The following is a 24,867-nucleotide window of genomic DNA, read 5'->3' on the forward strand; positions in this document are numbered from 1 at the left end:
CATGGCCGCTCCGTGCGAATTGTGTGAGTTGAGCCAGTCGGGCAGCGTTCCCGTCTGGCGCAATGAACTTTTTTCCGTGATCATGGTCGATGATGCTGCGTATCCAGGTTTCGTGCGCGTCATCTGGCACGACCATGTGCGCGAAATGAGCGACCTGGCCGACGCCCACCGGCTGGCCCTGAACGATGCCGTCCACCGCGTCGAGCTGGCCGTGCGGGCGGTGATGCGCCCCTTGAAAATCAACGTGGCAAGCCTGGGCAACGTGGTGCCGCACCTGCACTGGCACATCATTCCCCGTTACCTTGACGACGCCCATTTTCCTGCCCCCGTGTGGGCCAGCCCCGTGCGCACCACCGCCGAGGCCGTATTGGCCGAACGGCGCGCGCACTTGCCCCAACTGCGCGCGGAGATCATCCGCCGCATGACGATAGAATGAGTCCACTATGAGCAATCCAATTCCTACCGATCTGACCGTCCACCAGCAATCGCGCCTGCTCGACATCGCCTTCGATGACGGCGCCGCGTTCACCTTGCCGTTCGAATACCTGCGCGTGTACTCGCCCTCGGCCGAAGTCAAAGGCCACGGCGCCGGCCAGGAAGTGCTGCAACTTGGCAAGCGCGAGGTGGGCATGACGGCGCTCGAGCCGGTCGGCAACTACGCCGTCAAGCCCACTTTTTCGGACGGCCACGACAGCGGCCTGTACACGTTTGCGTATTTATACAAGCTGGGCACGGAGCAGGGGGCCTTGTGGGCCGACTACCTGCGCCTGCTGGAAGAAGCCGGTTTCGCCGGCGACACGGGGCGCGCACCAGGCGCCGCCATTGCCGGCGCACCGACCAAGGCAAAAAGCTGCGGTTAAGCCCAAGTGCCTATCCCAGTAGATTGGAGTCGCTGCTGCCGCGCCTGGCAAGCGGGGGCGGCGTTGCTCGTCGTTGCATGGCTAGCCATGCCGCCTCCTCGCGCCTAGCCCGCGCTTGCCAGTCATCGCCATCCGCTTCCTCCCCTCTACTGAGATAGGCACTAAATCACGGGGGCGGGCGCGCCAGCACGCGCCTTGTATAATGCAGTCAACATTAACGGGCTGCAGACCATGACCAATACCACCCATTTCGGCTACAAAACCGTCTCCGAGGACGACAAGGTCCACGAAGTCGCCAAAGTGTTTCACTCTGTCGCGGCCAAGTACGACGTCATGAATGACCTGATGTCGGCCGGCCTGCACCGGGCGTGGAAGATTTTCACGATCGCCAAGGCGGGCGTGCGCCCCGGCTTCAAGGTGCTCGACATTGCCGGCGGCACGGGCGACCTGGCCAAGGCCTTCGCCAGGCAGGCGGGGCCGACGGGCGAAGTCTGGCTCACCGACATCAACGAGTCGATGCTGCGCGTGGGCCGCGACCGCCTCTTGAACAAGGGCTTGATGACCCCCACCTTGCTGTGTGACGCCGAAAAACTGCCATTTCCCGACAATTATTTCGACCGGGTCAGCGTGGCCTTCGGCTTGCGCAACATGACGCACAAGGACCAGGCGCTGGCCGAAATGCGGCGCGTCCTGAAACCGGGCGGCAAGCTGCTGGTGCTGGAGTTTTCCAAGGTGGCGGCGCCCCTGCAAAAGCCCTACGATCTGTACTCGTTTTCCGTGCTGCCGTGGCTGGGCCAGAAGATCGCCGGCGACGCCGACAGCTACCGCTATTTGGCCGAATCGATCCGCATGCATCCGGACCAGGAAACCCTGAAAACCATGATGGAAGAGGCGGGCCTCGAGCGCGTCGATTATTACAATCTCACGGCCGGTGTCGCCGCACTCCACACCGGCATCAAACTCTAGGATGACAACGATGAAAAAATTTTTAGCCAGCATGATGATCGCCGTGACCATGACGTCGATGGTCGCTGAAGTGGTCGCCAAGCCCATGGGCGGCGGCCGCTCGATCGGCCGGCAATCGCAGTCGGTCACCCGCCAGCAGGCCGCACCGGCCGCGCCCGTGCAGCGCCAGCAAGCCGCGCCCGCGCCGGCAGCCGCACCGGCCGCCGCCGTGCCAAAACCGGCCTCGCGCTGGAAAGGCATGCTGGGCGGCGCACTGCTGGGCCTGGGCCTGGGCGCCATGCTGTCGCACTTCGGCCTGGGCGGCGCCATCGCCTCGGCCATCAGCTCGATCCTGATGATCGCCTTGCTGGCCGGCGCCGTGTTCTTTATCTACCGCATGTTCAGCCGCAAAAATGCCGCGGCGCCCGCGGCCGGCGGCTTCAAGCCCTTCGACAGCCCGCTGCCCGCCGGTGGCACGCCGGAAATCGGCTCCGGCCTGAACCAGCCCTACGTCCCGGCCCAGCCGGCCGCCTTTGAGGCGCCCGCCTCGGGCGGCGCTTACGCCCCTGCCGCCCAATTTGGCGTGCCTGCCGACTTCGACAGCGCCGCCTTCCTGCGCCATGCCAAGTCCTCGTTCATCCGCATGCAAGCGGCCTGGGACAAGGCCGACACCAACGACCTGCGCGAATTCACCACGCCGGAAATATTTGCCGAGCTGAAAATGCAAATCCAGGAACGGGGCGCCAGCGCCGATTTCACGGACGTCGTCACCATCGATGGCGAACTGCTGGGCATCGAAACGATCGGCAACGAGTACCTGGCCAGCGTCAAGTTCACCGGCATGATCAAGGCGGCCCCGACGGCCGCGCCGGAGCCGTTCGCCGAGGTGTGGAATATGTCGAAGAACGTCGCCGGCAATGGCGGCTGGGTGCTGGCCGGTATCCAGCAATTGTCCTGATCTATTTTGCCGGGCCGCCCACACGCACGGCGATTCTGTCCGGCAAACTGGTAAGATCGAAACCGCCCGCGCACCGGGCGGTTTTTTTGTTTCTACAGCGAGCGCCATGCCTTCATCTTCCTTCCTGTTCGACCTGAGCCTGGCCACCCCCGCCGTGGCCGCCATCAACCACCTGCTGGCGCAAGAGGGGTGGGCGCGCGAGCTGTTGCGCCCGCACGCGGGCAAGCTGGCGCTGATCGATGCCGGCAGCATCGCCTTGCGCCTGGCGGTGACGGCCGACGGCATGCTCGCCGCCGGCGCCCTGGAAGCCGAGCCGGCCGTGACGATCCGCATGAAGCTGTCGGACCTGCCCCTGATCGCCCAGCAGCGCGAGCGCGCCTTTTCCTTCGTCAAGATCGAAGGCGACGCCGAGTTCGCCAACACGATTTCGCAGCTGAGCAAGCACTTGCGCTGGGAACCCGAAGCCGACCTCGAGCGCTTCGCCGGCCCCATCGCCGCCACCCGCCTGACCGAGGGCGCGCGCGGCCTGTTCGCCGCCGCCGTCACGGGCCAGCGCAAGCTGAGCGAAAACGTCGCCGAATACCTGGCCGAAGAGCAGGGCGTGCTGGTGCGCCCGGCCTTGCTCGAAGCCATGGGCGCCGACATCACCCGCTTGCGCGACGACGTCGAACGGGCCGCCAAGCGCATCGCCCGACTCGACGACCAATTGAACAAAACGGCGGCAGCGCCGCGCGGCGTCGCCGTGTTACCGCCCTCCCTGGACCGCTGATGATATTGAAATTCCTGCGCCTGCTGAAAATTCTGCGGGTGGCGACCAAGTACGGTCTCGACGAGATCGCCATTTCCGGCTTCAAGGTGCCCCGCACGGCCAAGCTGATCGACACGGTGGTGTTCTGGCGCGACATCTCCGCGCCCCGCGGCGTGCGCCTGCGCATGGCGCTCGAGGAGCTCGGTCCCATCTTCGTCAAGTTCGGCCAGGTGCTGTCGACCCGCGCCGACCTGATGCCGCCCGACATCGCCGCCGAACTGGCGGCGTTGCAAGACCGGGTGCCGCCCTTCGATTCCGACCTGGCCATCGCGCAAATCACCAAGTCGCTGGGCGCCCACCCGGACCAGCTGTTCGCCAGCTTCGAGCGCATCCCCGTGGCGTCCGCCTCGATTGCCCAGGTCCACTTCGCCGTCCTCAAAAACGGCAAGGAAGTGGCCGTCAAGGTGCTGCGTCCCGGCATGAAGAAATCGATCGACGAGGACGTCGCCCTGATGCATCTGGCCGCCCAGCTGGTCGAGCGCCTGTGGACGGAATCGAAGCGCCTCAAGCCGCGCGAAGTGGTGGGCGAGTTCGACAAATACCTGCATGACGAACTGGACCTGATGCGCGAGGCGGCCAACGCCAGCCAGCTGCGCCGCAACTTCGCCAATTCGAACTTGCTGATGGTGCCGGAAATGTACTGGGACTATTGTTCGAGCAGCGTGATCGTCATGGAACGCATGCACGGCATTCCCGTCTCGCAGATCGAGCGCCTGTCGGCCGCCGGGGTCGACCTGTCGAAGCTGTCGAGCGACGGTGTGGAGATTTTCTTTACCCAAGTGTTCCGCGACGGCTTTTTTCACGCCGATATGCACCCCGGTAACATCCTCGTGTCGGTGGCGCCGGAAACTTTCGGGCGCTACATCGCCCTCGACTTCGGTGTGATGGGCACCCTGAACGACTTCGACAAGGATTACCTGTCGCAGAACTTCCTGGCGTTTTTCCAGCGCGACTATAAACGGGTGGCCGAAGCCCACATCGAGTCCGGCTGGGCACCCCCGAGCACCCGCGTCGACGAGCTCGAGTCCGCCGTGCGCGCCTGCTGCGAGCCCATTTTCGACCGGCCGCTCAAAGATATCTCGTTCGGCCAGATCCTGCTGCGCCTGTTCCAGACCTCGCGCCGCTTCAATGTCGAGGTGCAGCCGCAACTGGTGTTGCTGCAAAAAACCCTGTTGAACATCGAAGGCCTGGGCCGCCAGCTCGACCCCAACCTCGATTTGTGGAAAACCGCCAAGCCCTACCTGGAAAACTGGATGGGCGAGCAGGTGGGCTGGCGCGGCCTGGTCGAGCGCCTCAAGGCCGAGGCGCCCCGTTACGGGCAGATCATCCCCCAGTTGCCCCGCCTCGTGCACCGCGCGCTCGAACGCGTGCAGCACGGCGGCAACGACAGCGACATGATGAAGCTGCTGCTGCTCGAACAGCGCCGCACCAACCGCCTGCTGGGCTTTTTCGTGGTGTTCACGGTCACGCTGGTGGCCGGCTTCGGCGCCATCCGCCTGTTCCTGCACTACCACGGCGGTTTCTAAATGGACGAGGCGCCATCCAGCCCCGCACCCGCGTTTGCCGTGCGCGACCCGCTCGACCCGGCCTTCTGGGACGAGCGCTTTCGCCGCGGCTTCACGCCGTGGGACCGGGGCGGGGTGCCGCAGGCGCTGCGCCAGTTCGCCGCCACCGCCGCCCCGTGCGTGACCTTGATTCCCGGCTGCGGCGCCGCCTACGAACTGGCCGCCCTGTGCGAACTGGGCTGGGACGCCACCGCCATCGATTTTTCGCCCGCCGCCGTGGCCCAGGCGCGCGCGCAACTGGGCCCGTGGCAAGCACGCGTCATCGAGGCCGATTTTTTTGCCTACACCCCACCGGTCCCCTTGCAGCTGATCTACGAGCGCGCCTTCCTGTGCGCCTTGCCGCCCGCCCTGTGGCCGCAGGTGGCGGCGCGCTACGCCGCCCTGTTGCCGGCCGGCGCGCTGCTGGCCGGGTTTTTCTTTTTCGACAGCACCCCCAAGGGGCCACCGTTCGGCATCACGCCCGCACGGCTCGACGCGCTGCTGTCTCCCCACTTCGAGCGCCTCGAGGACGCCGCGGTCAGCGATTCCATCGCCGTGTTCGCGGGCAAGGAGCGCTGGCAGCTGTGGCGCCGGCGCGATTCGGACGCTTCTTGACAGGCATGCGACAATAGTCGCATAATCGGAGCCATCGTCACGCACGGAGTCTCCCATGGCTGTTCCCTCGATTTCTGAACTGAGTTTATTAAAAGCCCTGTGGCGCCAGCAGCCGCTGAGCGCCCGCGAAATCCACGAGCGCATCGTCGACGAGCTGGACTGGTCGTATTCGTCCACCCGCAAGACGCTCGAGCGCATGCTCGAGAAGGGCATGGTCAGCCAGCAGATCGTGCACGGCATGCAGGTGTACCAGGCGGTGCTGGAGAAGGTCGATACCCTGGCCGCCTTCGCCCACGATTTCGCCCACCGCGTGATGGAGATCGACACGCCCTTGCCGGTCACGATGTTTACCGGGAGCAAGCTGGTCGATGAGGCCGAGCTGGCCCAGCTGGAACAATTGCTGCACGACTGGCCCAGCGACGAGGCCGATGCCCCATGAGCGGCTTCGACCTGTTCTGCATGCGCTTCGCGCTGGCGACCCTGGCTTGCCTGGCAGCGGGTGCGGGGGTGGCGGCCGTGTGCGCGCTGTGCCGCCGCTACCTGCCGCTGCTGGCCTTGCAGCGTTCGGCCTGGCTGCTGGGGCAACTGGCCATTGCCGCCACGTTTATCCTGGTGCTGCTGCCGCAAACGGCGCCCCTGCGCATGGTGCCCGCCATCGAGGTGAGCGAGGCGGCGCCGTCTGCCCCGGCGGCGGCACTCGATGGCGCCAGCGTCGATGGCGGCAGCCTTGCCGCGCCGGCCAGCGGGGCCGCCATCGACTGGCCCCTGCGGGGTGCGCAAGGCTGGCTGGCGCTGTACCTGCTGGGCCTGGCGCTGGCGCTGCTGCGCCTGTGGCGCAGCAGCCGGGCGGTCGACCGCCTGGCGCGGGCCGGCGCGCACTTGTCGAGCGCCGACCCGCATGCGGGGTTTGGCGCCGGCACCGTGCTCACGCCCGCCGTCATCGAAGTGGACGCGGCCATCTCGCCCATGCTGTGCGGGGTGTTCCGTCCGCGCCTGCTGCTGCCGCGCCACCTGCGCAGTTTTGAGGTGCTCCAGCAGCAATTGATCGTCGCCCACGAACTGACCCACTGGCGCCGCGGCGACCTGCGCTGGACGGGCGCGGCGGTGGCGCTGCAGACCCTGTTCTGGTTCCACCCGGCCATGCGCTTGCTGCGTGCCCATCTGTCTTGGGCGCAAGAGCTGGCCTGCGACCGGGACGTGTTGCGCGGACGTCCCCAGGCCGCGCGCAAGGCCTATGCCGCGGCGTTGCTGGCGCAACTGAAAACCCGGCAGCGCCCGGGCGAAGTGGTGCTCGCTTTCGGCGGCGCCAACAGCGACACGCTGGCCGCGCGCATCGGCCTGATCCGGGCACCGCTGGCCGCCGTGCACGGTGCGCTCAGCCGCACGGTCGCGCTGCTGGCGCTGGGCGCCGTCTTCGCCGTCAACCTGGCGCTGCAACCGGCGCTGGCCTGGCACGCTGGCGCGCCCCTGCCACAGCCGCTGGTCGCGGGCGTCGTCGCCAGCCCCGCCAATGGCGAACTCGACTGCACTCTGCTGGTCGACGCCACCAGCGGGCGGCGCCTGCAACAGCTGGGCGATTGCGACACCCGCGTCACGCCCGCATCGACGTTCAATATTGCGGTGAGCCTGATGGGCTTCGACAGCGGCATCCTGCGCGACGCCCACGCGCCCCTGCTGCCGTTTCGGCCCGGCTACGCCGACTGGAACAGCAACTGGCGCCGCGCCACCGACCCCACCCGCTGGATCAAGGATTCCACGGTCTGGTACGCGCAGCACGTCACCAATACGCTGGGCGAGGCGCGGCTGGCGCAGTACCTGGACACTTTTGCGTACGGCAACCGCGACGCCTCGGGCGATGCTGGTAAGCACAATGGCCTGAGCATGTCGTGGATCAGTTCGTCGATGCTGATTTCCCCCGTCGAGCAGGCGGCGTTCCTGCGCAAGGTCGTCAACCGGCAATTGCCACTGAGCGCGCACGCCTACACCATGAGCGCGCAATTGCTGCGCCTGCCCGACCAGGGCGGCTGGCAAGTGTTCGGCAAGACCGGCACGGCCATGGGAATACCGCCTGACGGCGCCGCCGACCCGTCCAGGACCTACGGCTGGTTCGTGGGCTGGGCCAGCAAGGGCGGCCGCACGGTGGTGTTTGCCCGCTTGCTGCGCGACCGGACGCAGGCGCGCGCACCGGCCGGCCCCCGCGTCAAGCAAGCCTTCCTGCGCGAGCTGCCGGCCCGGCTTGCCACCCTCGATCAATTCTGACTCACCTGGAGAACCGCATGACTGCAATTCGCCTGGCGCTCGCTGGCGCCCTGCTGGCCGGGGCCGCGTCCGCCCACGCCGACGACTGGAACGATCCCCAGGAGCCGTTCGCCATTTATGGCAACACGTATTATGTGGGTGTGCGCGGCCTCAGTGCCGTGTTGATTACGTCGCCCGACGGCCACATCCTGATCGACGGCGGCAGTCCCGACTCGCCCGCGCAGATCGCCGCCCACATCGGCCAGCTGGGATTCAAGGTGGAGGACATCAAGTACATCCTCAATTCGCACGAGCACTTTGACCATGCGGGCGGCATCGCCGCCTTGCAGGCATGGTCAGGCGCGACCGTGCTCAGCAGCCGCCGCGGCGCCACCGTGCTGCGCAGCGGCCGGCCCAATCGCGCCGATCCCCAATACAGCGCGCGCACGCCCGCCATGGCAGCGATGCCCAGGGTGCGCGCGCTCGACGACGGGCAGGTGCTCAGCCTGGGCGAACTGCGGGTGACGGCGCATTACACGCCGGGCCACGCGCCGGGCGGGGTCAGCTGGACCTGGCAATCGCGCGAGGGCGAGCGCAGCGCCAACATGGTGTACGCCGACAGCATCAGCGCCTACGCCGCCAAGCCGTTTCGCTACAGCGGCAGTGCGCGCTACCCGCAGGCGCGCGCCCAGCTCGAGCGTTCGATCGGCGTGATCGCCGCGCTGCCCTGCGACATCCTCATCTCCGCCCATCCCGAGGTGGGCGAGCTGTGGACCCGCAAGGCGCGCGCCGACAGCGAAGGCAATGGCGCCTTCATCGACCCCGCCGGCTGCCGCGCCTACGCCGCCAAGGGACAAGCCCGTTTAAGCACGCTGCTGGCCGAGGAGGCGCAAGCAAAATGAACACCATGACAAACCACCTGCGGCGCTGGATACCCCTGCTGTTGTTGCCCGCCAGCATGCTGGCCCACGCCGCCGAATGGCGGCAGAATGCGGACATCGACGCGCTGTTCAAGAAGGAGGGGGTGCGCGGCACCCTCGTCGTGCACGACGTTGCCACCGATGTCTACACGGTGCACGACCGCGAGCGGGCGCACCAGCGTTTCGTGCCCGCCTCGACCTTCAAGATTCCCAACAGCCTGATCGGGCTCGACACGGGCGTGGTGGCCAGCGTCGACACGGTGCTGCCGTATGGCGGCGGGCCCGTCGCGCGCGCCGAGTGGGGGCACGACATGTCGCTGCGCGAGGCCATCAAGATCTCGAACGTGCCGCTGTACCAGGGCATGGCGCGGCGTATCGGCCGGGCGCGCATGGCCGAGAAGATGCGCGGGCTCGACTACGGCAACGGCGACATCGGCACCGAGGTCGACAATTTCTGGCTCAAGGGCCCCCTGAAAATCAGCGCCGTCGAGCAGACCGCGTTCCTGCAGCGGCTGGCGCAGGACCATCTGCCGTTCTCGGCCGGCGCGATGGCGGCGGTGCGCGCCATCACCTTGCAGGACGGCAGCAGCGGCCTGCACGCCAAGACGGGCTGGGGCGGCAATCCGCCCTCGACCGCGGACATCGGCTGGTGGGTGGGCTGGGTGGAGAAAGACGGCCGGCTGACCACCTTCGCCCTGAACATCGACATTCCCGACGACGCCACGGGCGCCAGGCGGGTGCCGCTGGGGAAGGCGGCGCTGCGCTTGCTGGGCGTGCTCGATTAGGTCAATTGCTCAGGCGGGGAAGGTCCACATCGTCGTGATCAAACCCTCGCTCACTTCGAACACCACCACCATCTCGATAGGGGTGTCGGCGACGCCCCAGATGCGCTCGTGGTCGAACACCCGCGTGCCGCTGACGATGCGGTTGATCAGTTCGGCCCGCAGCGCGCTCACGTTGAAGCGCTCGGTGGCGTAAAAGTGCGACAGCGCCGCCTTGCCTTGCATGGCCAGCGTGGCGGCGGGCATGCGGATCACCTTGATGTCGTCGGCAAAATGGGCCATGAAGGCGTCCAGGTCGCGCGCGTTGTAGGCGTCGAACTGCGATTCAATGAGGGCGAGGGGGGATGGTTGGGACATGGCAGAGGATCCTGACGGGTGGTGAATTGGCAATCATACTGGCAGCCCGAATTACATGGCGGCGGCCGCTTCAATCACTTCGGGCGCCAGCGTGATCGCGTTCGCATTGGCAAACGCGAGCACGGCCTTGACTTCGGCGCGCAGTTGCGTGGCCAGGTCGGGCGTGGCACGGGCGGCGTGCAGGGCGACCCGCGCCGGCGCGCCGGCGGTGACGAGGGCCTGCTTGGTGGCGCCAATATTTTTTGTCAGCGCCGTCATGTCGCGCGCCGCCAGGGTCAGCGCCGCCGCGCCGCTGGCAAACGCCGCCTTGTTCGCCTCACTCAAGGCGATGGGCGTGGCCAGCAACTGCGACACCTGTTCATGCAGGGCGCCGGCGGTCACGGTGGCATGGGTGATGTCGGCCGTCGAGGCCTGCATGTCCAGCGCCAGCGGCGCAGCACTTGCCAGCTTGGCGCCCAGTGCCTGCAACAGCGTGCTGTTGGCCGCCACATCGGCGCGCGCCAGGTCGACAAATCTGCCCAGGAATTCTTCTGGCCGCGGTTGCGACAACAGGCCGCTATAGGTCGTGCCACCATTGCCCAACTGGCGCGCATGGCCCGCGCCAGCTGCCGCGAGGGCGGCCATTGCGACGACGAACACCAGGGTGCGCTTGTATGTTTTCATTATTAAAAACTTAAAATTGAATAAGAGAAATGCTAAATTACCACTTTCGAAGTGGTGTGGCAAATCGGCCCGCATGATGGGGCAGGCGCAGCGGGACGGCAATCGTTCAATCGAGTGTGCGCCGGTAGGTCAGCAGGGCGACCGTGCCCGCCGCCGCCATGAACAGGGCAATCGGCCACAGTTGCGGGGCAATCTCGGCCAGGCCATTGCCCTTCAATAAAATCCCCCGCACGATGCGCAGGAAATGCGTGAGCGGCAGCGCTTCGCCGATGGCCTGCGCCCACGGCGGCATGCCCCGAAACGGGAACATGAAGCCCGACAGCAGTATCGATGGCAGGAAGAAGAAAAACGTCAGCTGCATTGCCTGCAACTGGCTGCGGGCGATGGTGGAAAAAGTAAAGCCGACGGCCAGGTTGGCGGCCATGAACAGCGCCAGTGCGCCCGCCAGCACGGCGTAGCTGCCCGCCATCGGCACGGCGAACAGCAGGCGCGCCGCCACCAGCACCACCGCCACCTGGACGTAGCCGATGCCGATATAAGGGGCGATCTTGCCGATCATGACTTCGAGCGGCCGCGCCGGTGTCGCCAGCAGGTTCTCCATGGTGCCCCGTTCGCGTTCGCGCGTCATCGCCAGCGCCGTCATCATCACCATCGTCATGGTCAGGATGACGCCGATCAGCCCCGGCACGATGTTGTAGCGGGTCAGTCCTTCCGGGTTGTAGCGGCGCTGGATGCGGATGTCGTAGGGCAGTGCGCCAGGCTGCAAGGGGGCCAGCACGCCGCGCGCATCGTGGGCCAGCGCCTGGCGCGCGATCGGTTCGAGCGCCGCCAGCGCGGCCGCTGATGCGGCCGGATCGGTGGCGTCGGCGGCGAACAGCAGGGCGGGGCGCTGGCCCCGTTCGAGCGCGCGTGCAAAACCGGCGGGGATCTCGAGCAGGAACTGCACCTGCCCCGTGGCCAGCAAGTGCTCGCCCTGCGCCGCGCTGGCGGGGCGCTGGACGACGCGAAAATACTGCGAGTTCTCCAGCGCCGCCACCAGGCTGCGCGCGTGGATGCTGTTGTCGGCGATGAGCAGCGCCGTCGGCAGCGCCTTCGGATCGGTGTTGATGGCAAAGCCGAACAGCACCAGCTGCATGACGGGCACGCCGACCATCATGGCGAAAGTCAGGCGGTCGCGCCGCAGCTGCAGCAGCTCCTTGATCAGGATGGCGGCCAGGCGCGACCAGCTCATGGGCGCTCACCGCCGTCGCCGTCCATCAAGGCGATAAAGACGTCTTCGAGCGTGGTGGCGACGGTGGCGATGGGCACACCCTGCTGCCTGTACGGCGCCAGCGCGGCGTCGAGCCGGGCCGCGCTGGCGGCGCTCACGTGCAGGGCCGCGCCGAAGGTGGCCACGGTGCGGATGCCGGGACACTGGCGCAGCGCCGCGCCGATGCGCAGCAGGTCGGCCTGGGGCGCGCCGCTGATCTCGCAGGTGGACAGGGCCGCCTGGGCGACGAGCTGGGCGGGGCTGCCCTGGGCCAGCAGCTTGCCGTTGGCGATATAGGCCAGCCCATGGCAGCGCTGCGCCTCGTCCATGTAGTGGGTCGACACCAGCACCGTCATGCCCTGGCCAGCCAGGGCATGCAACTGGTCCCAGAACTGGCGGCGCGCTTTCGGGTCGACCCCGGCGGTGGGCTCGTCGAGCAGCAGCAGCCGGGGGCGGTGCAGCAGGCAGGCCGCCAGCGCCAGGCGCTGCTTCCAGCCGCCCGACAGGGACCCGGCCAGTTGTGCGCGGCGGCTGGCCAGGCCCAGTTCAACCAGGGTGGCCTCGACCCGCGCGCGGCGCCCGGCGATGGCATACATGCGGCCGATGAAGTCGAGATTTTCGGCGATGCTCAAATCGTCGTACAGGCCGAATCGCTGGGTCATGTAGCCGACCTGGCGCTTGATCGATGGCGCCTGGCGGCCGATGTCGAACCCGAGGCAGCTGCCGCTGCCCGCGTCGGGCGTGAGCAGGCCGCACAGCATGCGGATGGTGGTGGTCTTGCCGCTGCCGTTGGGGCCGAGAAAACCGTGGATGCGCCCGCGCGCCACTTGCAGGTCGAGGTTGTCGACGGCCAGCTTGCCGCCAAAGCGCTTGCTCAGGCCGCGCACGTCGATGACGATGTCGTCCGCGCTCATGGCGGCGCCGTCAGCCGCACCTGCAGCGGCTGGCCCGGGTGCAGGCGCGCCGCCTGCGCGGGCGCGGGGCGCGCTTCGACCATGAACACCAGGCGCGCGCGGTTCTCGTTGCTGTAGATGAGGGGCGCGGTAAATTCGGCGTTCGGCGCTATAAAGGTGATGGCGGCGGCGACGGGCGCGCCGCAGCCGTCGCAGCGCAGTTCGACGGCGCGGCCGATGGCCAGTGTGCCCAGCTGGTCTTCGCGGACGAAGAAGCGCGCCTTGATGTTGGCCGGCGGTAGCACGCTGAGCACGGGGCTGCCCGCCGGCACCAGCTCGCCCTCGCGGTAGTACACCTCGACGACGGTGCCGGCCTGGGGAATGGTTTGCGCCTTTTGCGCCAGCTTCCATTCCGCTTGCGCCAGCTGCGCCTGGGCCGCCTGCTGGTCTTGCGCGGCGGCGGCGATGGCGTCGCTGCGGGCGCCCAGGCCGGCCAGGCGCAGCTGGGCCCGCAGCTCTCCCACGCGCGCCTGGTCGCGCTGGGCGGCCGCACGCGCCGCGTCCTGCTGCGCGGGGGCGCTGAAGCGGGCGGCGAACAGGGTTTGCTGGCGCGCCAGTTCGGCCTGCGACAGCAGTTGCGCCGCCTCGGCCTGGTCGAGCCGGGCGCGCGCCGCCGCCAGCTCGTCGGGTCGCTGGCCCTTGCGCAGGTCGGCCAGTTGGGCGCTGGCGCGTTGCAGGCGGGCCAGCGCCTCGGCGCGCTCGGCGGTTTCGACGTCCCGCTCGAGCGTGAAGGCGGGCGATCCCTGCGCGGCCTGGTCGCCCGTGCGCAGGTACAGCCGGGTGAGGGTGCCGGTGAGCGGCGCGGCAAGGCGCACGGTTTCGCCCTCGGCGTAGCCGGGCAGGCCCTCGTCGGGCGCGCGCGCGCAGCCGACGAGGGCAACAGCGATGGCGAAGCAGGGCAGGCGTTTCATGGGATCGTTGGCGTGCGAGGATGGGCCGTACGCCCACGATACCGTGGCGGCGCAGGCGCAGCGCGCGGTAGCCGGCCGGCATCGGGCAAGTCCTCGCGTCCATAAAAAAAGCCCGCTTGCGCGGGCTCTTCAATACTGGCTTCTTGTATGTGATGCGGCGACGAATCGCGCAAAATTCTGTTTCTTGATGCGGAGGCCTTATCCCCGCCGCCAACGGCGTGCGTCGGTGATGGGTATTGAATCATTATTGTTGATGAGGGGCAAAGTGTTTTTCATTTTACGTACTTCAAAAAACAACACTGGCGGGCGCCGGTGGCCGCCGCCATGCCAGCGGCGCCGGTGCTTTTGCATTGATGGTCAGTGCGGCCCGCAAAAGCTTTATAATTCAGGGTTTTGACGATTTTTGCGGAGTTATCGATGCCGATTTACGCTTACCGCTGCGATGAATGCGGGTTTGCCAAGGATGTGTTGCAGAAGATGTCAGACCCCGTTCTGACGGTCTGCCCCTCCTGTGGCCAGCCAGCCTTCAAGAAGCAATTGACCGCCGCGGGCTTCCAGCTCAAGGGCACCGGGTGGTACGCCACCGACTTCCGTGGCGGCAAGGCGCCTGCCACCGGCACGGCCAGTGGGCCGGTCGAGAAGCCGGCGCCGGCCGCGGCCAGCGAGGGCGCCAGCGCCCCCGCCCCGGCGGCCAAGCCGGCGGCCCCGGCCAGCGACAAGTCCTGAACGATGCGCGCGGGCGGCAGTCTGCCCGTGCCATCGCTGGTGTGGCCGCCTGAGCAACACGCTCAGTGGGCAAACTGAAACCAACCGAGAACCCGAGTACACGATGCGTAAATATTTCATCACAGGCTTGCTGGTGCTGGTGCCCCTGGCGATCACCGCGTGGGTGCTCAACCTGGTCATCGGCACGATGGACCAGTCGCTGCTGATCCTGCCCAAGCAGTGGCAGCCGCGCGAACTGTTCGGCTTCGACATTCCCGGCCTCGGCACCATCCTGACCGTGCTGATCGTGTTCGTCACGGGCCTGTTGACGAACAACCTGGTGGGCAATTACGTGGTGCGCATGTGGGAAAAGCTGTTGCAGCGCATCCCCGTGGTCAGTTCGCTCTACGGCAGCGTCAAGCAGGTCTCCGACACCCTGTTTTCCTCGTCCGGCAACGCCTTTCGCAAGGCCGTGCTGCTGCCGTACCCGCATGCCGATTCGTGGACCATCGGCTTTCTCACCGGCGTGCCGGGTGGCGATGTGCGCAATCACCTGGTGGGCGATTTCGTCAGCGTGTATGTGCCGACCACGCCGAACCCCACCTCGGGCTTTTTCCTCATGCTCGAGCGCAGCCGCGTGATCGAACTGGACATGTCGGTCGATGCCGCCCTCAAATATATCGTCTCGATGGGCGTCGTCGCCCCCGAGCACCTGCCGGTGAAATCCCCGGCAGCGCCTGAAATTAACTAACCTGGATCGAAAACTATGTCCTCCATGCGTACCCATTATTGCGGCCTCGTCACCGAAGAATTGCTGGGCCAAACCGTCAGCCTGTGCGGCTGGGTGCACCGTCGCCGCGACCACGGCGGCGTCATCTTCATCGATCTGCGCGACCGCGAAGGCCTGGTGCAGATCGTCTGCCATCCGGACCATGCCGCCGTCTTCAAGGCGTCCGAATCGGTGCGCAACGAGTACTGCCTGCGCATCACCGGCACCGTCACCAACCGCATCGAGGGCACCATCAACAGCAACCTCAAGTCCGGTAAAATCGAAATCACCGCCCTTGACGTGGAAGTGCTCAACGCCTCCGTCGCCGTGCCGTTCCAGCTGGACGACGACAACCTGTCCGAGACCACCCGCCTGACCCACCGCGTGCTCGACCTGCGCCGCCCGCAGATGCAAAACAATCTGCGCCTGCGCTACAAGGTGACGATGGAAGTGCGCAAGTACCTCGACAACCTGGGCTTCATCGACATCGAAACGCCGATGCTGACCAAGTCGACCCCGGAAGGCGCGCGCGACTACCTGGTGCCGTCGCGCGTCAACGCCGGCAAGTTCTTCGCCCTGCCGCAGTCGCCGCAGCTGTTCAAGCAGCTGCTGATGGTGGCCAACTTCGACCGCTACTACCAGATCACCAAGTGCTTCCGCGACGAAGACCTGCGCGCCGACCGCCAGCCTGAATTTACCCAGATCGACTGCGAGACCTCGTTCCTGTCCGAGCAGGAAATCCGCGACCTGTTCGAGGACATGATCCGCGTGGTGTTCAAAAACACCCTCGACATCGACCTGCCGAACCCGTTCCCGGTGATGGAGTACGCCAACGCCATGGGCCTGTACGGTTCCGACAAGCCGGACATGCGCGTCAAGATGGCATTTACCGACCTGACCGAGATCATGAAGACGGTCGACTTCAAGGTCTTCGCCGGCGTCGCCAATTCGGTGGGCGGTCGCATCGTCGGCCTGCGCGTGCCGCAGGGTGGCAATATGCCGCGCTCGGAAATTGACGCCTACACCCAGTTCGTCGCCATCTACGGCGCCAAGGGTCTCGCTTACATCAAGGTCAACGAAAAAGCCAAGGGCCGTGACGGCCTGCAGTCGCCGATCGTGAAAAACCTGCACGACGACGCGCTCGCCCAGATCATCGAGATGACGGGCGCCGAGGACGGCGACCTGATTTTCTTCGGCGCCGACAAGGCGAAAATCGTCAACGACGCCATCGGCGCGCTGCGCGTGAAAATCGGCCACTCCGACTTCGGCAAGAAGGCCGGCCTGTTCGAGGACCGCTGGGCGCCGCTGTGGGTGATCGACTTCCCCATGTTCGAGCACGACGAAGAGAGCGGCCGCTGGAACGCCACCCACCACCCGTTCACGGCGCCGAAAGACGGCCACGAAGACATGCTCGAAACCGATCCCGGTGCGTGCATCTCGAAGGCCTACGACATGGTCCTCAATGGCTGGGAACTGGGCGGCGGTTCGATCCGTATCCACCGCGAAGAAGTCCAGAGCAAGGTGTTCCGCGCCCTGAAGATCGACGCCGAAGAAGCCCAGCTCAAGTTCGGCTTCCTGCTCGACGCCCTGCAATACGGCGCGCCACCGCACGGCGGCCTGGCCTTCGGCCTCGATCGCATCGTCACCATGATGACAGGCTCGGACTCGATCCGCGACGTGATCGCCTTCCCGAAAACCCAGCGCGCCCAGTGCCTGCTGACCAATGCCCCATCGGAAGTGGACGAGAAGCAGTTGAAAGAGCTGCATATCCGCCTGCGCAACGCCGAGCCGAAAGTGGTGTAAGCGGCACCGCTTCGCTGTGCTCGTAAAAAAGCCGGGTTCTTGCGAATCCGGCTTTTTTTATGGGGCCGCTGTGTTTGCCCGTTTTGCGGTAATCTAGCGCCCATGCCGCACAAAATCCCCGAATCCGTCCTCGTCGTCATCCATACCACCGACCTGCAGGTGCTGCTCATCGAGCGCGCCGACAAGGCCGGTTTCTGGCAATCGGTCACCGGCTCCCTCGACAGCGTCGATGAAGCGCTGATCGACACCGCCGCCCGCGAACTGTTCGAAGAAACCGGCATCGTCGCCGATGGCCGCGACATCGTGCTGCGCGACTGGCAACTGGCGAACATCTACGAAATCTACCCCGTCTGGCGGCACCGCTACGCGCCCGGCGTCACCCACAACACCGAGCACGTGTTCAGCGTCTGCGTGCCGTGCGAGGTGGCCATCACGCTCAGCCCGCGCGAGCACGTGGGCCATGCCTGGCTGCCCTGGCTGGTCGCGGCCGACCGCTGCTTCTCGTCGTCGAACGCGGAAGCGATCCTGCAACTGCCCAGCCGCTTCGTGAGGCAATAATCATGCGCATGCCACGGTGTGTACTGGCCGCGCTGGCATTGAGCGTCGTGTCCCCGCTGGCGCAGGCGCAGGCCTACCCGAACACGGAAAATTTTGGCGTCGACTTTGACCACGACGCTCCCTGGTACCAGGCCTGCCTGCGCGTCCGGCATGCCGTGCCGGCCGCGCAGGCCGCGACGGCGGCCCCCGCCTGCGATGCGCGCGCCGCCTACTACACCAAGCTCGACCAGGCCGTCACCAGCGCCGCCGAATGGGCCGCCGTGCGCGCCTGCGCGGCGGCGTCGAACGACAGCGCGGTGCTGTCGATGCTGTACGCGAACGGCCTCGGGGTGGCGAGAAATACCGATGTGGCCACGTTCTACGCTTGCAGCACGGGCGCGGCCCACGCCGAAATGGCGGCGCGGGTGGCGCACCTGGCCACGCTGGCGCCCGCGGCACGCTTCGACCTGTGCGACGACATCACCAGCGGCAGGATGGGCGGCGAGTGCGCGGCCATCGCCGCCAGTCGCGCCGAGCGCATCGAGACGGCGTATTTTGCGCGCCTGCGCGCCACCCTGAGCGGTCCGCAGGCGCGCGCGTTTGATCGCCTGGTGAAAGCCAACGCGCGCTTCGCCCAGGCCCACGGCAGCGGCGAAACGGCGCGCGGCGGCTCCGGCTACGTCGGCTTCATGATCGGCGCGCAGGCGCGCGAAAGCGAGTGGCTGCGCGAACACCTGCTCGCTTTCGAAAAGGGCAAGTTCCAGTTGCCGCCGCCGTCGCAGTTCGCCAGCGACGACGCCGAACTCAATCGTCGCTACCGCGCACGCATCGCGCCGGGCGCCGCACCCGATGAATACGCCATAGCGCCAGCCGCGCTGCGCGCGGCCCAGCGCGCCTGGCTGGCCTACCGCGACGCCTGGGTGGACTTCGCCGCGCTGCGCTATCCGCAGGTGCCGGCGGCGGCCTTGCAGGCGCTGTTGACCCAGTGGCGGATCGCACAGTTATAGGCGATACGGCGCCTGTCAGAACGCGTGCAGCGCCTGCAAACGGTCGAGAATGGCCCCTTTGACGGCTGCCCCGGCCAGGTCGCCGCGGCGGCGCCCACTGCCGCCCGGCACGGAAAATTCCTGCACCACCTCGCCCAGCAGCAGCACCCGTTCGGAGAGGTACAGGGCCTCGTCGATATCGTGCGTCACCAGCAGCACGGTGACGGCATGCTCGCGCGCCACCTTGAGCAAGACATCCTGCAACTGCATGCGGGTAAACGCATCGACGGCGGAAAACGGCTCGTCCAGCAGCAGCACCCGCGGCTGCCGATACAGCCCGCGCGCCAGCGCCACCCGCTGCGCCTGGCCGCCCGAGAGTTGATGGGGCAGGGCGTTGCCGCGTCCTTCCAGCCCCACTTCGTCGAGCAGGGCGGCGACGCGGGCCAGGTCGATCGACTCGCCGAAGGCGATGTTCTGCGCCGCCGTCAGCCACGGGAACAGGCGCGGCTCCTGGAAGATCAGGCCGATGCCGTCGACGGGAGAATGCACCTCTGCACCATCGAGCAGTACCCGGCCCCGGTAGGCGGTATCGAGCCCGGCGGCGATCGACAGCAGCGTGCTCTTGCCGCAGCCGCTGGCGCCGACCAGGCTGACGATCTCGCCCGGCTGCAGCGCCAGTCGCACCTCGCGCAGGATGGCGCGCTCGCCGTGCCGCTTGTCGGCGATGGCGATGTCCAGCGCCGCCGTCATCGCGTGCCCTGCGCGTCGAAGCTGTCGCGCCAGTCGAGCCAGCGCCGCTCGAGCCAGCGCATGCCGCTGTCACTGGCCTTGCCCAGCAGCGCCAGCAGCACGATGGCGGCCAGCACGATGTCGGCGCGGCTCGTTTAGCGCCCGTCCGAGAGCAGGTAGCCCAGGCCCCGGCTGGCGGCGATCAGTTCGGCCGCCACCATGAACATCCAGGCCAGGCCCAGGCCATTGCGCAAGCCCGTCATCAGGGACGGCAGCGCCGCCGGCAGCAGCACCCGGCGCACCAGTGCAACGCGGCCCAGCCGATACAGGCGGCCCACTTCGACCAGCTTGCGATCGACCCCGCCGATGCCCGACACGGCCCCCATGTAGACGGGGAAGCTGGCGCCGATGGCGATCAGCACCAGCTTCGGTGCTTCATCGATGCCGAACCACAGCAGCAGCAAGGGCACCCAGGCCAGCGATGGTATCGCCCGCAGCGCCTGCAAGGTGGGATCGAGGATGGCTTCCAGGCGCCGGCTCAGGGCCACCGCGGCGCCCAGCAGCACGCCCAGGCTGGCGCCGGCGGCGAAGCCCACCAGCACCCGCATGCTGCTGCTGACGACGTGGCCGGCCAGGCCGTGCGTGGCCAGATAGCCGATGGTCTCGAGCACCTGGCTGGGCGCCGGCAGCAGGTTGGCCGGCACCGCGCCGCTCCTGACGAGCACTTCGGCCAGCGCCAGCACGGACACGGGCAGCACCAGCCCCAGCGGCAGCCGCGGCAGTGCCAGGCGCCGCCGTGGCGCGCGGGCGGGCAAGGACATCGAACGGCGCAGCAAACGGCTGTTCATGGCCTCAGGCGCGCACGATGTACGGCAGGGCGAAACGGGTGTCGACCAGCTTGCCGATGACGCGGGCGATATCGGTGTCCGGTTTGACCAGGCCCTCGTCGCGCAGGATCGGCGCGGCCAGTTGCAGCGCCTTGACGTGTTCGAGCGAGGGCTGCGGATTGCTGAAGTCGCTGCGCAATTTAATTTGCAGCAGCGCCACCGGCAGCGATACCTTGGCTTCTTCGGCGAGGATCCTGGCGCCCTCGGTGGGATTGGCGCGCAACCACGCGCGCGCCTTTTCGTAGGCCTTGATGACCTTTGCCACCGCCTGCGGCTGGGCGGCCAGAAAATCCTCGCGCACGTTCAGGAAGCCGTAGGTGTTGAAGGCCACGTTCCGGTACAGCAGGCGCGAGCCCCCTTCCAGTTCGCTGGCGGCCATGTGCGGATCGAGTCCGGCCCAGGCATCGACCTTGCCCTGTTCGAGCGCGGCGCGGCCGTCCGCGTGCTGCAAGCCCACGTGCTCGATGTCGCCGCGCTTGAGGCCCGCGCTGGCGAGCGCGCGCAACAGGAACAGGTAGGGATCGGTGCCCTTGGTGGCGGCGATTTTCTTGCCTTTCAGATCGGCCAGCGTGCGGATCGGCGAATCCTTCCTGACCACCAGCGCCGTCCATTCGGGGCGCGAAAAAATATACGGCGTGGTGATCGGGTTGCCATTGGCCTTGGCCAGCAGGGCGGCCAGGCCGGCGCTCGAGCCGATGTCGATGCTGTTGGCGTTGAGGTATTCGAGCGCGCGGTTGCTGCCCGCGCTGAGCACCCACTTGACGGTGGCGCCGTCTTCCTTGAACGCTTCTTCCAGCCAGCCGAAGCGGCGCAGCACCAGGCTGGTGGGCGAGTAATAGGCGTAATCGAGCCGGATTTCCTTCAGCGGCGTGGCGGCGGCGCCCAGGCGGGGCAGGGTGGCCAGGGCGGCGGCGCCGGCCAGTTTCAATATTTTTCTACGCTGCATATGCTTCTTTCAAGGGGGAAGGATCCAGGCGCACCTGGCGTCCGGGGTGGGATTCGGGCAGGCGGGGGCCGGCGCCCAGCAATTGTTCGCGCAGGGTGCCGTCGCGGTAGACGCTGCGGTAGCGGCCGCGCTGTTGCAGTTCCGGCACGATCAGTTCGACGACGTCGCGCATCGATTCATGGGCGACGGCAAAGGCCAGGTTGAAGCCGTCGATGCCGGTCTCGTCGAGCCACGCTTCGAGCTGGTCGGCCACTTGCGCCGGGTCGCCCACGATGACGGGGCCACGCCCGCCCAGGCCGATGAACCTGGCCGCTTCGCGCACCGTCCAGCGGCGCGTGGGATCGGCCGCGCTCAGCGAAGCGAGCGCCGAGCGGCCGGCCTCGGTGTCGATGTAGTCGATGGTGGTGTCGAGCGCCTGGCTGCCGAAGTCGACCCCGGTCCAGCCCGACAGCAGGGCCAGCGCCGCGTCGATATCGATGTGGCTTTCGTACTCGGCCAGCCGGGCGCGCGCCGCCGCCGCCGTGGGGCCGGTGACGATCAGCGCTTGCGCGTACACCAGCAGGGCGTCGCCGTCGCGCCCGGCCGCGGTGGTGGCGGCGCGCGCCTGCTCGACGTAGCGGCGCACCACGGTCTTGCTGGGGCCACTGACGAAGCTCGCCTCGGCGTGGCGGGCGGCGAAGGCGATCCCGCGCGGCGAGGCGCCGGCCTGGTACAGCAAGGGCGTGCGCTGTGGCGACGGCTCGCACAGGTGAATGCCGGGCACCTTGTAGTGGCGCCCCGCGTGGTTGATGGGGTGGACCCGGGCCGGATCGGTGTACAGGCCACTGGCCTTGTCGCGCACGACGGCATCGTCGTCCCAGCTTTTTTCCCACAGCTTGTAGACCACCTCGAGATATTCGTCGGCCAGGTCGTAGCGCGCATCGTGGCCCAGCTGGCGATCGAGGCCCAGGTTGCGGGCGGCGCTGTCGAGGTAGCCGGTGACGATGTTCCAGCCGATGCGCCCGCCGCTGAGGTGATCGAGCGTGGAGATGCGGCGGGCGAAGGTGTAGGGGTGCTCGTAGGTGAGCGCGGCGGTCACCCCGAAGCCCAGGTGCTTCGTCGCGTGCGCCATCACCGGCACCAGCGCCAGCGGGTCGTTCAGCGGCACCTGCACGCCGTGCCGCAGGGCGGCATCGTGGCTGCCCTGGTAGACGTCGTAGACGCCCAGCACGTCGGCCAGGAACACGGCGTCGAAACCACCCGCTTCGAGCAGCTGCGCCAGTTCCACCCAGTGGGCCGGGTCGGTGTAGCGGTGGCTGGTGTCGCGCGGGTGCGTCCACAGCCCCGGCGACTGGTGGCCGACGGTGTTCATCTGGAAGGCGTTGAAGCGGATGGGTTTACTCATTTTGGGCTCAGGGCCAGCTGGTAGTCCGGCTTGGAATAACCGGCGAAGTACTTGTTGGTGATGTCGAGGAACTCGCGCGAACGGTAGGCCGCGGCGATGTCGCGGGCGAACTGCTTGTCCTTGTCGGCCGTGCGCACCGCCACCCGGTTGATGTAGTTGGGCGAGATTTTTTCCGCCGCCAGCGCGTCGGTCAGCTTCAGGCCCGAGGCCAGCGCGTAATTGCCGTTGACGAAAGCGAAGTCGGCGTCGTCGAGCGCGCGCGGCAGCTGGGCCGCTTCGAGCGGCAGCAGTTTGATTTGACGCAGGTTGACGGCGATGTCCTTCTCGGAAGCGCGCACGGGATCGAAATTCTCGCGCAGCTTGATCCAGCCCAGCTGGTCGAGCAGCACCAGCGCGCGCGCCTGGTTGGTGGGGTCGTTCGGCAGCGCCACCGTGCTGCCTGCCTTGACCTCGGTGAGGGCGCGGTGCTTGCGGCTGTAGATGGCGATGGGCGCGGTGGGAATCGTCACCAGGTCCGTCAGCGCCAGCTTGTGCTCGAGGGCGAACTTGTTGAGGTAGACGATGTGCTGGAACACGTTGGCGTCGAGCGCCCCTTCGGCCAGCGCGAAGTTAGGCTGGATGTAGTCGTTGAACTCGATCAGCTTGACCTTGTAACCCTGTTTTTCCAGGATCGGCTTGATGCCCAGCTTGATCTGGTCGGCGTACGGACCGGCGCTGGTGCCGATGACGATTTCCTTCGGGTCCTTGGCCAGCGCATTGAAGGACAGGGCCAGGCCGAGGGCGAGGGAGAGGACGGTGCGGCGACGGATGCTCATGGGGGCTTTCGTGAGATAAAAAATGGGGCCGAAAAATTCAGCGCTGGTCGATCCGGCGGGCGATGCGGGTGCCGGTGAACTGGATCAGCTGCACCAGCGCGATCAGCACGGCGACGGTGAGGACCATGACGTCCGTTTCAAAACGGTAGTAGCCGTAGCGGATCGCCAGGTCGCCGATGCCGCCGCCGCCGACCACGCCGGCCACCGCCGAATACGACAGGAAGCTGATCGACAGCACCGTCAGCGCCAGCACCAGGCCTGCGCGCGCTTCCACCAGCAGCACGCGCAGCACGATCTGCAGCTCCGAGGCGCCCATCGCATGGGCCGCTTCGATGACGCCGCGTGGCACGTCTTTCAGGTTCTGTTCGACCAGCCGGGCGAAGTAGGCGATCGCCGCGATCGACAGGGACACGCTGGCCGCCAGCGGGCCGATCGAGGTGCCGACCAGCCAGCGCGTGAACGGCACCAGCGCGACGAGCAGGATGATGAAGGGGAACGAGCGCACCGTGTTGACGAGCCAGCCGACCAGCAGCGCGGCCGGGCGGCTTTGCAGCGACTGGCCGTCCGCGATCAGAAACAACAGCACGCCCAGCGGGCCGCCCAGCAGCACCGCCGCCAGCAGGCCGATGCCCAGCATCGTCATGGTCTGGCCCAGTGCGACCCACAGTTCGGGCAGGATGGCGATGGCATGCTCAAGCATGGGCGCGCTCCCGCCAGGAGGAAAGCTGCGCGCCGCGGGCAGGCCCGCACAGGCTGGCCAGTTCGCGCCCCAAGGCCGTCTTGCGCACGCTGGCATGGTCGCTCAGGGCAAACTGCTCGGCGACGGCGCCGTCCTCGATCACGGCGACGCGGTCGCAGATCGCCGCCAGCACCGACAGCTCGTGGCTGACGATGACGATGGTCACGCCCAACTGGCGGTTGATGTCGCGCAGGGTGTCGAGCAGTGCGCGCGTGGTGTCCGGGTCGAGCGCGGAGGTGGGCTCGTCGCACAGCAGCACGGCTGGCCGGCTGGCCAGCGCGCGGGCGATCGCCACGCGCTGCTTCTGGCCGCCCGACAGCTGCGCCGGATAGCTGTGCGCCTTCTCGAGCAGGCCCACCAGTTCCAGGCATTCGTAGGCGCGCGCGGTGACGACGGTGTCGGCCGCCGCGTGGATGCGCAGGGGGAAGGCGACGTTGTCGAACACGGTGGCGTTCTGCAGCAAATTAAACTGCTGAAAAATCATGCCGATGTTCTGGCGCGCCTTGCGCAAGTCGCGCTTGCCCAGCGCCGTCAGCTCGCGCCCATCGACGGTGACGGTGCCGCGGTCGGGGCGCTCGAGCAGGTTGATCAGGCGCAGCAGGGTCGATTTGCCGGCGCCGCTCTTGCCGATCAGGCCGAACACTTCGCCTTGATCGACCGTGAAAGAGGCGTCGCGCACGGCGTCGAAGCGGCCCCCGCGCGGCAGATCGAACGATTTGCTGGCGTGGGCGACGTGGATCAGGGGGGGAGTCGTGGTGGCCATA

At 67.2% G+C, this 24,867-nt stretch carries 27 protein-coding genes and 1 pseudogene; 16 read left to right on the top strand and 12 right to left on the bottom strand.

The genetic code is table 11. The features are described 5' to 3' along the window. Position 1 precedes the first annotated feature (1 nt). The 11 genes from ACP7EY_RS07130 (at position 2) to blaOXA (ACP7EY_RS07180) (ending at position 9,673) form a co-directional block, all read left to right on the top strand. A complete protein-coding gene (locus tag ACP7EY_RS07130) occupies positions 2–436 on the top strand; it encodes an HIT family protein (RefSeq protein WP_426191884.1) in 435 nt (144 codons plus the stop codon). Between the two features lie 7 nt (positions 437–443). Then, entirely contained in the window at positions 444–860 is a 417-nt protein-coding gene (locus ACP7EY_RS07135; RefSeq protein WP_426191886.1) for a gamma-butyrobetaine hydroxylase-like domain-containing protein, read from the top strand. 231 nt (positions 861–1,091) lie between these two features. Then, positions 1,092–1,826, top strand: a complete 735-nt coding sequence (gene ubiE / locus ACP7EY_RS07140; RefSeq protein WP_426191888.1) for a bifunctional demethylmenaquinone methyltransferase/2-methoxy-6-polyprenyl-1,4-benzoquinol methylase UbiE — start codon at positions 1,092–1,094, stop codon at positions 1,824–1,826. A gap of 10 nt (positions 1,827–1,836) precedes the next feature. Beyond that, on the top strand, positions 1,837–2,763 hold the full coding sequence (locus tag ACP7EY_RS07145; RefSeq protein ID WP_426191890.1) for a Tim44 domain-containing protein: 927 nt from the start codon (positions 1,837–1,839) through the stop codon (positions 2,761–2,763). 106 nt (positions 2,764–2,869) lie between these two features. Next, positions 2,870–3,532 carry a ubiquinone biosynthesis accessory factor UbiJ gene (locus ACP7EY_RS07150; protein ID WP_426191892.1) on the top strand — a complete coding sequence of 221 codons (663 nt, stop codon included), beginning with the start codon at positions 2,870–2,872 and terminating at the stop codon, positions 3,530–3,532. Beyond that, a complete protein-coding gene (ubiB, locus tag ACP7EY_RS07155) occupies positions 3,532–5,097 on the top strand; it encodes a ubiquinone biosynthesis regulatory protein kinase UbiB (protein WP_426191894.1) in 1,566 nt (521 codons plus the stop codon). Before ACP7EY_RS07150 ends, ubiB begins: the two co-directional genes overlap by 1 nt. After that, entirely contained in the window at positions 5,098–5,730 is a 633-nt protein-coding gene (locus tag ACP7EY_RS07160) for a methyltransferase domain-containing protein (RefSeq protein WP_426191896.1), read from the top strand. Positions 5,731–5,785: 55 nt separating this feature from the next. After that, a complete protein-coding gene (locus ACP7EY_RS07165; RefSeq protein WP_426191898.1) occupies positions 5,786–6,169 on the top strand; it encodes a BlaI/MecI/CopY family transcriptional regulator in 384 nt (127 codons plus the stop codon). After that, positions 6,166–7,989: a class D beta-lactamase gene (gene blaOXA / locus ACP7EY_RS07170; RefSeq protein WP_426191899.1), complete on the top strand. Its 1,824-nt coding sequence runs from the start codon at positions 6,166–6,168 to the stop codon at positions 7,987–7,989. Before ACP7EY_RS07165 ends, blaOXA (ACP7EY_RS07170) begins: the two co-directional genes overlap by 4 nt. A 17-nt stretch (positions 7,990–8,006) precedes the next feature. Further along, positions 8,007–8,870, top strand: a complete 864-nt coding sequence (gene bla, locus ACP7EY_RS07175; RefSeq protein ID WP_426191901.1) for a subclass B3 metallo-beta-lactamase — start codon at positions 8,007–8,009, stop codon at positions 8,868–8,870. A gap of 5 nt (positions 8,871–8,875) precedes the next feature. Next, on the top strand, positions 8,876–9,673 hold the full coding sequence (blaOXA, locus tag ACP7EY_RS07180) for a class D beta-lactamase (protein WP_426191903.1): 798 nt from the start codon (positions 8,876–8,878) through the stop codon (positions 9,671–9,673). A gap of 9 nt (positions 9,674–9,682) precedes the next feature. Here the strand turns inward: blaOXA (ACP7EY_RS07180) and ACP7EY_RS07185 are convergent, their stop codons facing one another. The 5 genes from ACP7EY_RS07185 to ACP7EY_RS07205 form a co-directional block, all read right to left on the bottom strand. Further along, a complete protein-coding gene (locus tag ACP7EY_RS07185; RefSeq protein WP_426191904.1) occupies positions 9,683–10,027 on the bottom strand; it encodes a nuclear transport factor 2 family protein in 345 nt (114 codons plus the stop codon). A 51-nt stretch (positions 10,028–10,078) separates the two neighbouring features. Continuing rightward, positions 10,079–10,690 carry a hypothetical protein gene (locus tag ACP7EY_RS07190; protein ID WP_426191905.1) on the bottom strand — a complete coding sequence of 204 codons (612 nt, stop codon included), beginning with the start codon at positions 10,688–10,690 and terminating at the stop codon, positions 10,079–10,081. Positions 10,691–10,796: 106 nt separating this feature from the next. After that, positions 10,797–11,921: an ABC transporter permease gene (locus ACP7EY_RS07195; RefSeq protein ID WP_426191907.1), complete on the bottom strand. Its 1,125-nt coding sequence runs from the start codon at positions 11,919–11,921 to the stop codon at positions 10,797–10,799. Further along, positions 11,918–12,853, bottom strand: a complete 936-nt coding sequence (locus ACP7EY_RS07200; protein ID WP_426191909.1) for an ABC transporter ATP-binding protein — start codon at positions 12,851–12,853, stop codon at positions 11,918–11,920. Before ACP7EY_RS07200 ends, ACP7EY_RS07195 begins: the two co-directional genes overlap by 4 nt. Then, positions 12,850–13,803: an HlyD family secretion protein gene (locus ACP7EY_RS07205; protein WP_426191911.1), complete on the bottom strand. Its 954-nt coding sequence runs from the start codon at positions 13,801–13,803 to the stop codon at positions 12,850–12,852. Before ACP7EY_RS07205 ends, ACP7EY_RS07200 begins: the two co-directional genes overlap by 4 nt. A gap of 417 nt (positions 13,804–14,220) precedes the next feature. Here ACP7EY_RS07205 and ACP7EY_RS07210 point away from each other — a divergent pair, with 417 nt between their 5' ends. The 5 genes from ACP7EY_RS07210 to ACP7EY_RS07230 all read left to right on the top strand — a co-directional run bounded on the left by ACP7EY_RS07210 (position 14,221) and on the right by ACP7EY_RS07230 (position 18,624). Next, positions 14,221–14,529, top strand: a complete 309-nt coding sequence (locus tag ACP7EY_RS07210) for an FmdB family zinc ribbon protein (protein WP_426191913.1) — start codon at positions 14,221–14,223, stop codon at positions 14,527–14,529. Between the two features lie 103 nt (positions 14,530–14,632). Then, the gene (locus ACP7EY_RS07215) at positions 14,633–15,259 is read left to right on the top strand and encodes a DUF502 domain-containing protein (protein ID WP_426191915.1); all 627 of its coding nucleotides are present in this window, start codon (positions 14,633–14,635) and stop codon (positions 15,257–15,259) included. A 24-nt stretch (positions 15,260–15,283) separates the two neighbouring features. Further along, positions 15,284–17,080, top strand: a complete 1,797-nt coding sequence (gene aspS, locus ACP7EY_RS07220) for an aspartate--tRNA ligase (protein WP_426192103.1) — start codon at positions 15,284–15,286, stop codon at positions 17,078–17,080. Between the two features lie 102 nt (positions 17,081–17,182). Beyond that, positions 17,183–17,638 (top strand): dihydroneopterin triphosphate diphosphatase, encoded by a 456-nt coding sequence (gene nudB / locus ACP7EY_RS07225; protein WP_426191917.1) that lies wholly within the window; start codon positions 17,183–17,185, stop codon positions 17,636–17,638. A 2-nt stretch (positions 17,639–17,640) separates the two neighbouring features. Further along, positions 17,641–18,624 (top strand): lysozyme inhibitor LprI family protein, encoded by a 984-nt coding sequence (locus tag ACP7EY_RS07230; RefSeq protein ID WP_426191919.1) that lies wholly within the window; start codon positions 17,641–17,643, stop codon positions 18,622–18,624. 15 nt (positions 18,625–18,639) lie between these two features. Here the strand turns inward: ACP7EY_RS07230 and ACP7EY_RS07235 are convergent, their stop codons facing one another. The 7 genes and pseudogenes from ACP7EY_RS07235 to ACP7EY_RS07265 form a co-directional block, all read right to left on the bottom strand. After that, positions 18,640–19,353 carry an ABC transporter ATP-binding protein gene (locus tag ACP7EY_RS07235; RefSeq protein ID WP_426191922.1) on the bottom strand — a complete coding sequence of 238 codons (714 nt, stop codon included), beginning with the start codon at positions 19,351–19,353 and terminating at the stop codon, positions 18,640–18,642. After that, a pseudogene (locus tag ACP7EY_RS07240) lies at positions 19,350–20,153 on the bottom strand (ABC transporter permease). Before ACP7EY_RS07240 ends, ACP7EY_RS07235 begins: the two are co-directional and overlap by 4 nt. Positions 20,154–20,184: 31 nt before the next feature. Then, the gene (locus ACP7EY_RS07245) at positions 20,185–21,165 is read right to left on the bottom strand and encodes an aliphatic sulfonate ABC transporter substrate-binding protein (protein ID WP_426191924.1); all 981 of its coding nucleotides are present in this window, start codon (positions 21,163–21,165) and stop codon (positions 20,185–20,187) included. Then, positions 21,155–22,549 carry an LLM class flavin-dependent oxidoreductase gene (locus ACP7EY_RS07250; RefSeq protein ID WP_426191926.1) on the bottom strand — a complete coding sequence of 465 codons (1,395 nt, stop codon included), beginning with the start codon at positions 22,547–22,549 and terminating at the stop codon, positions 21,155–21,157. Before ACP7EY_RS07250 ends, ACP7EY_RS07245 begins: the two co-directional genes overlap by 11 nt. After that, a complete protein-coding gene (locus ACP7EY_RS07255; protein ID WP_426191928.1) occupies positions 22,546–23,364 on the bottom strand; it encodes a MetQ/NlpA family ABC transporter substrate-binding protein in 819 nt (272 codons plus the stop codon). Before ACP7EY_RS07255 ends, ACP7EY_RS07250 begins: the two co-directional genes overlap by 4 nt. Positions 23,365–23,401: 37 nt before the next feature. After that, positions 23,402–24,064: a methionine ABC transporter permease gene (locus ACP7EY_RS07260; RefSeq protein WP_426191930.1), complete on the bottom strand. Its 663-nt coding sequence runs from the start codon at positions 24,062–24,064 to the stop codon at positions 23,402–23,404. Beyond that, positions 24,057–24,866: a methionine ABC transporter ATP-binding protein gene (locus ACP7EY_RS07265; protein WP_426191932.1), complete on the bottom strand. Its 810-nt coding sequence runs from the start codon at positions 24,864–24,866 to the stop codon at positions 24,057–24,059. The genes ACP7EY_RS07260 and ACP7EY_RS07265 overlap by 8 nt, the downstream gene beginning before the upstream one ends. Position 24,867 lies beyond the last annotated feature (1 nt).

Source organism: Massilia sp. DWR3-1-1, from assembly GCF_049898325.1.
Lineage (GTDB): Bacteria > Pseudomonadota > Gammaproteobacteria > Burkholderiales > Burkholderiaceae_D > JAFCUW01.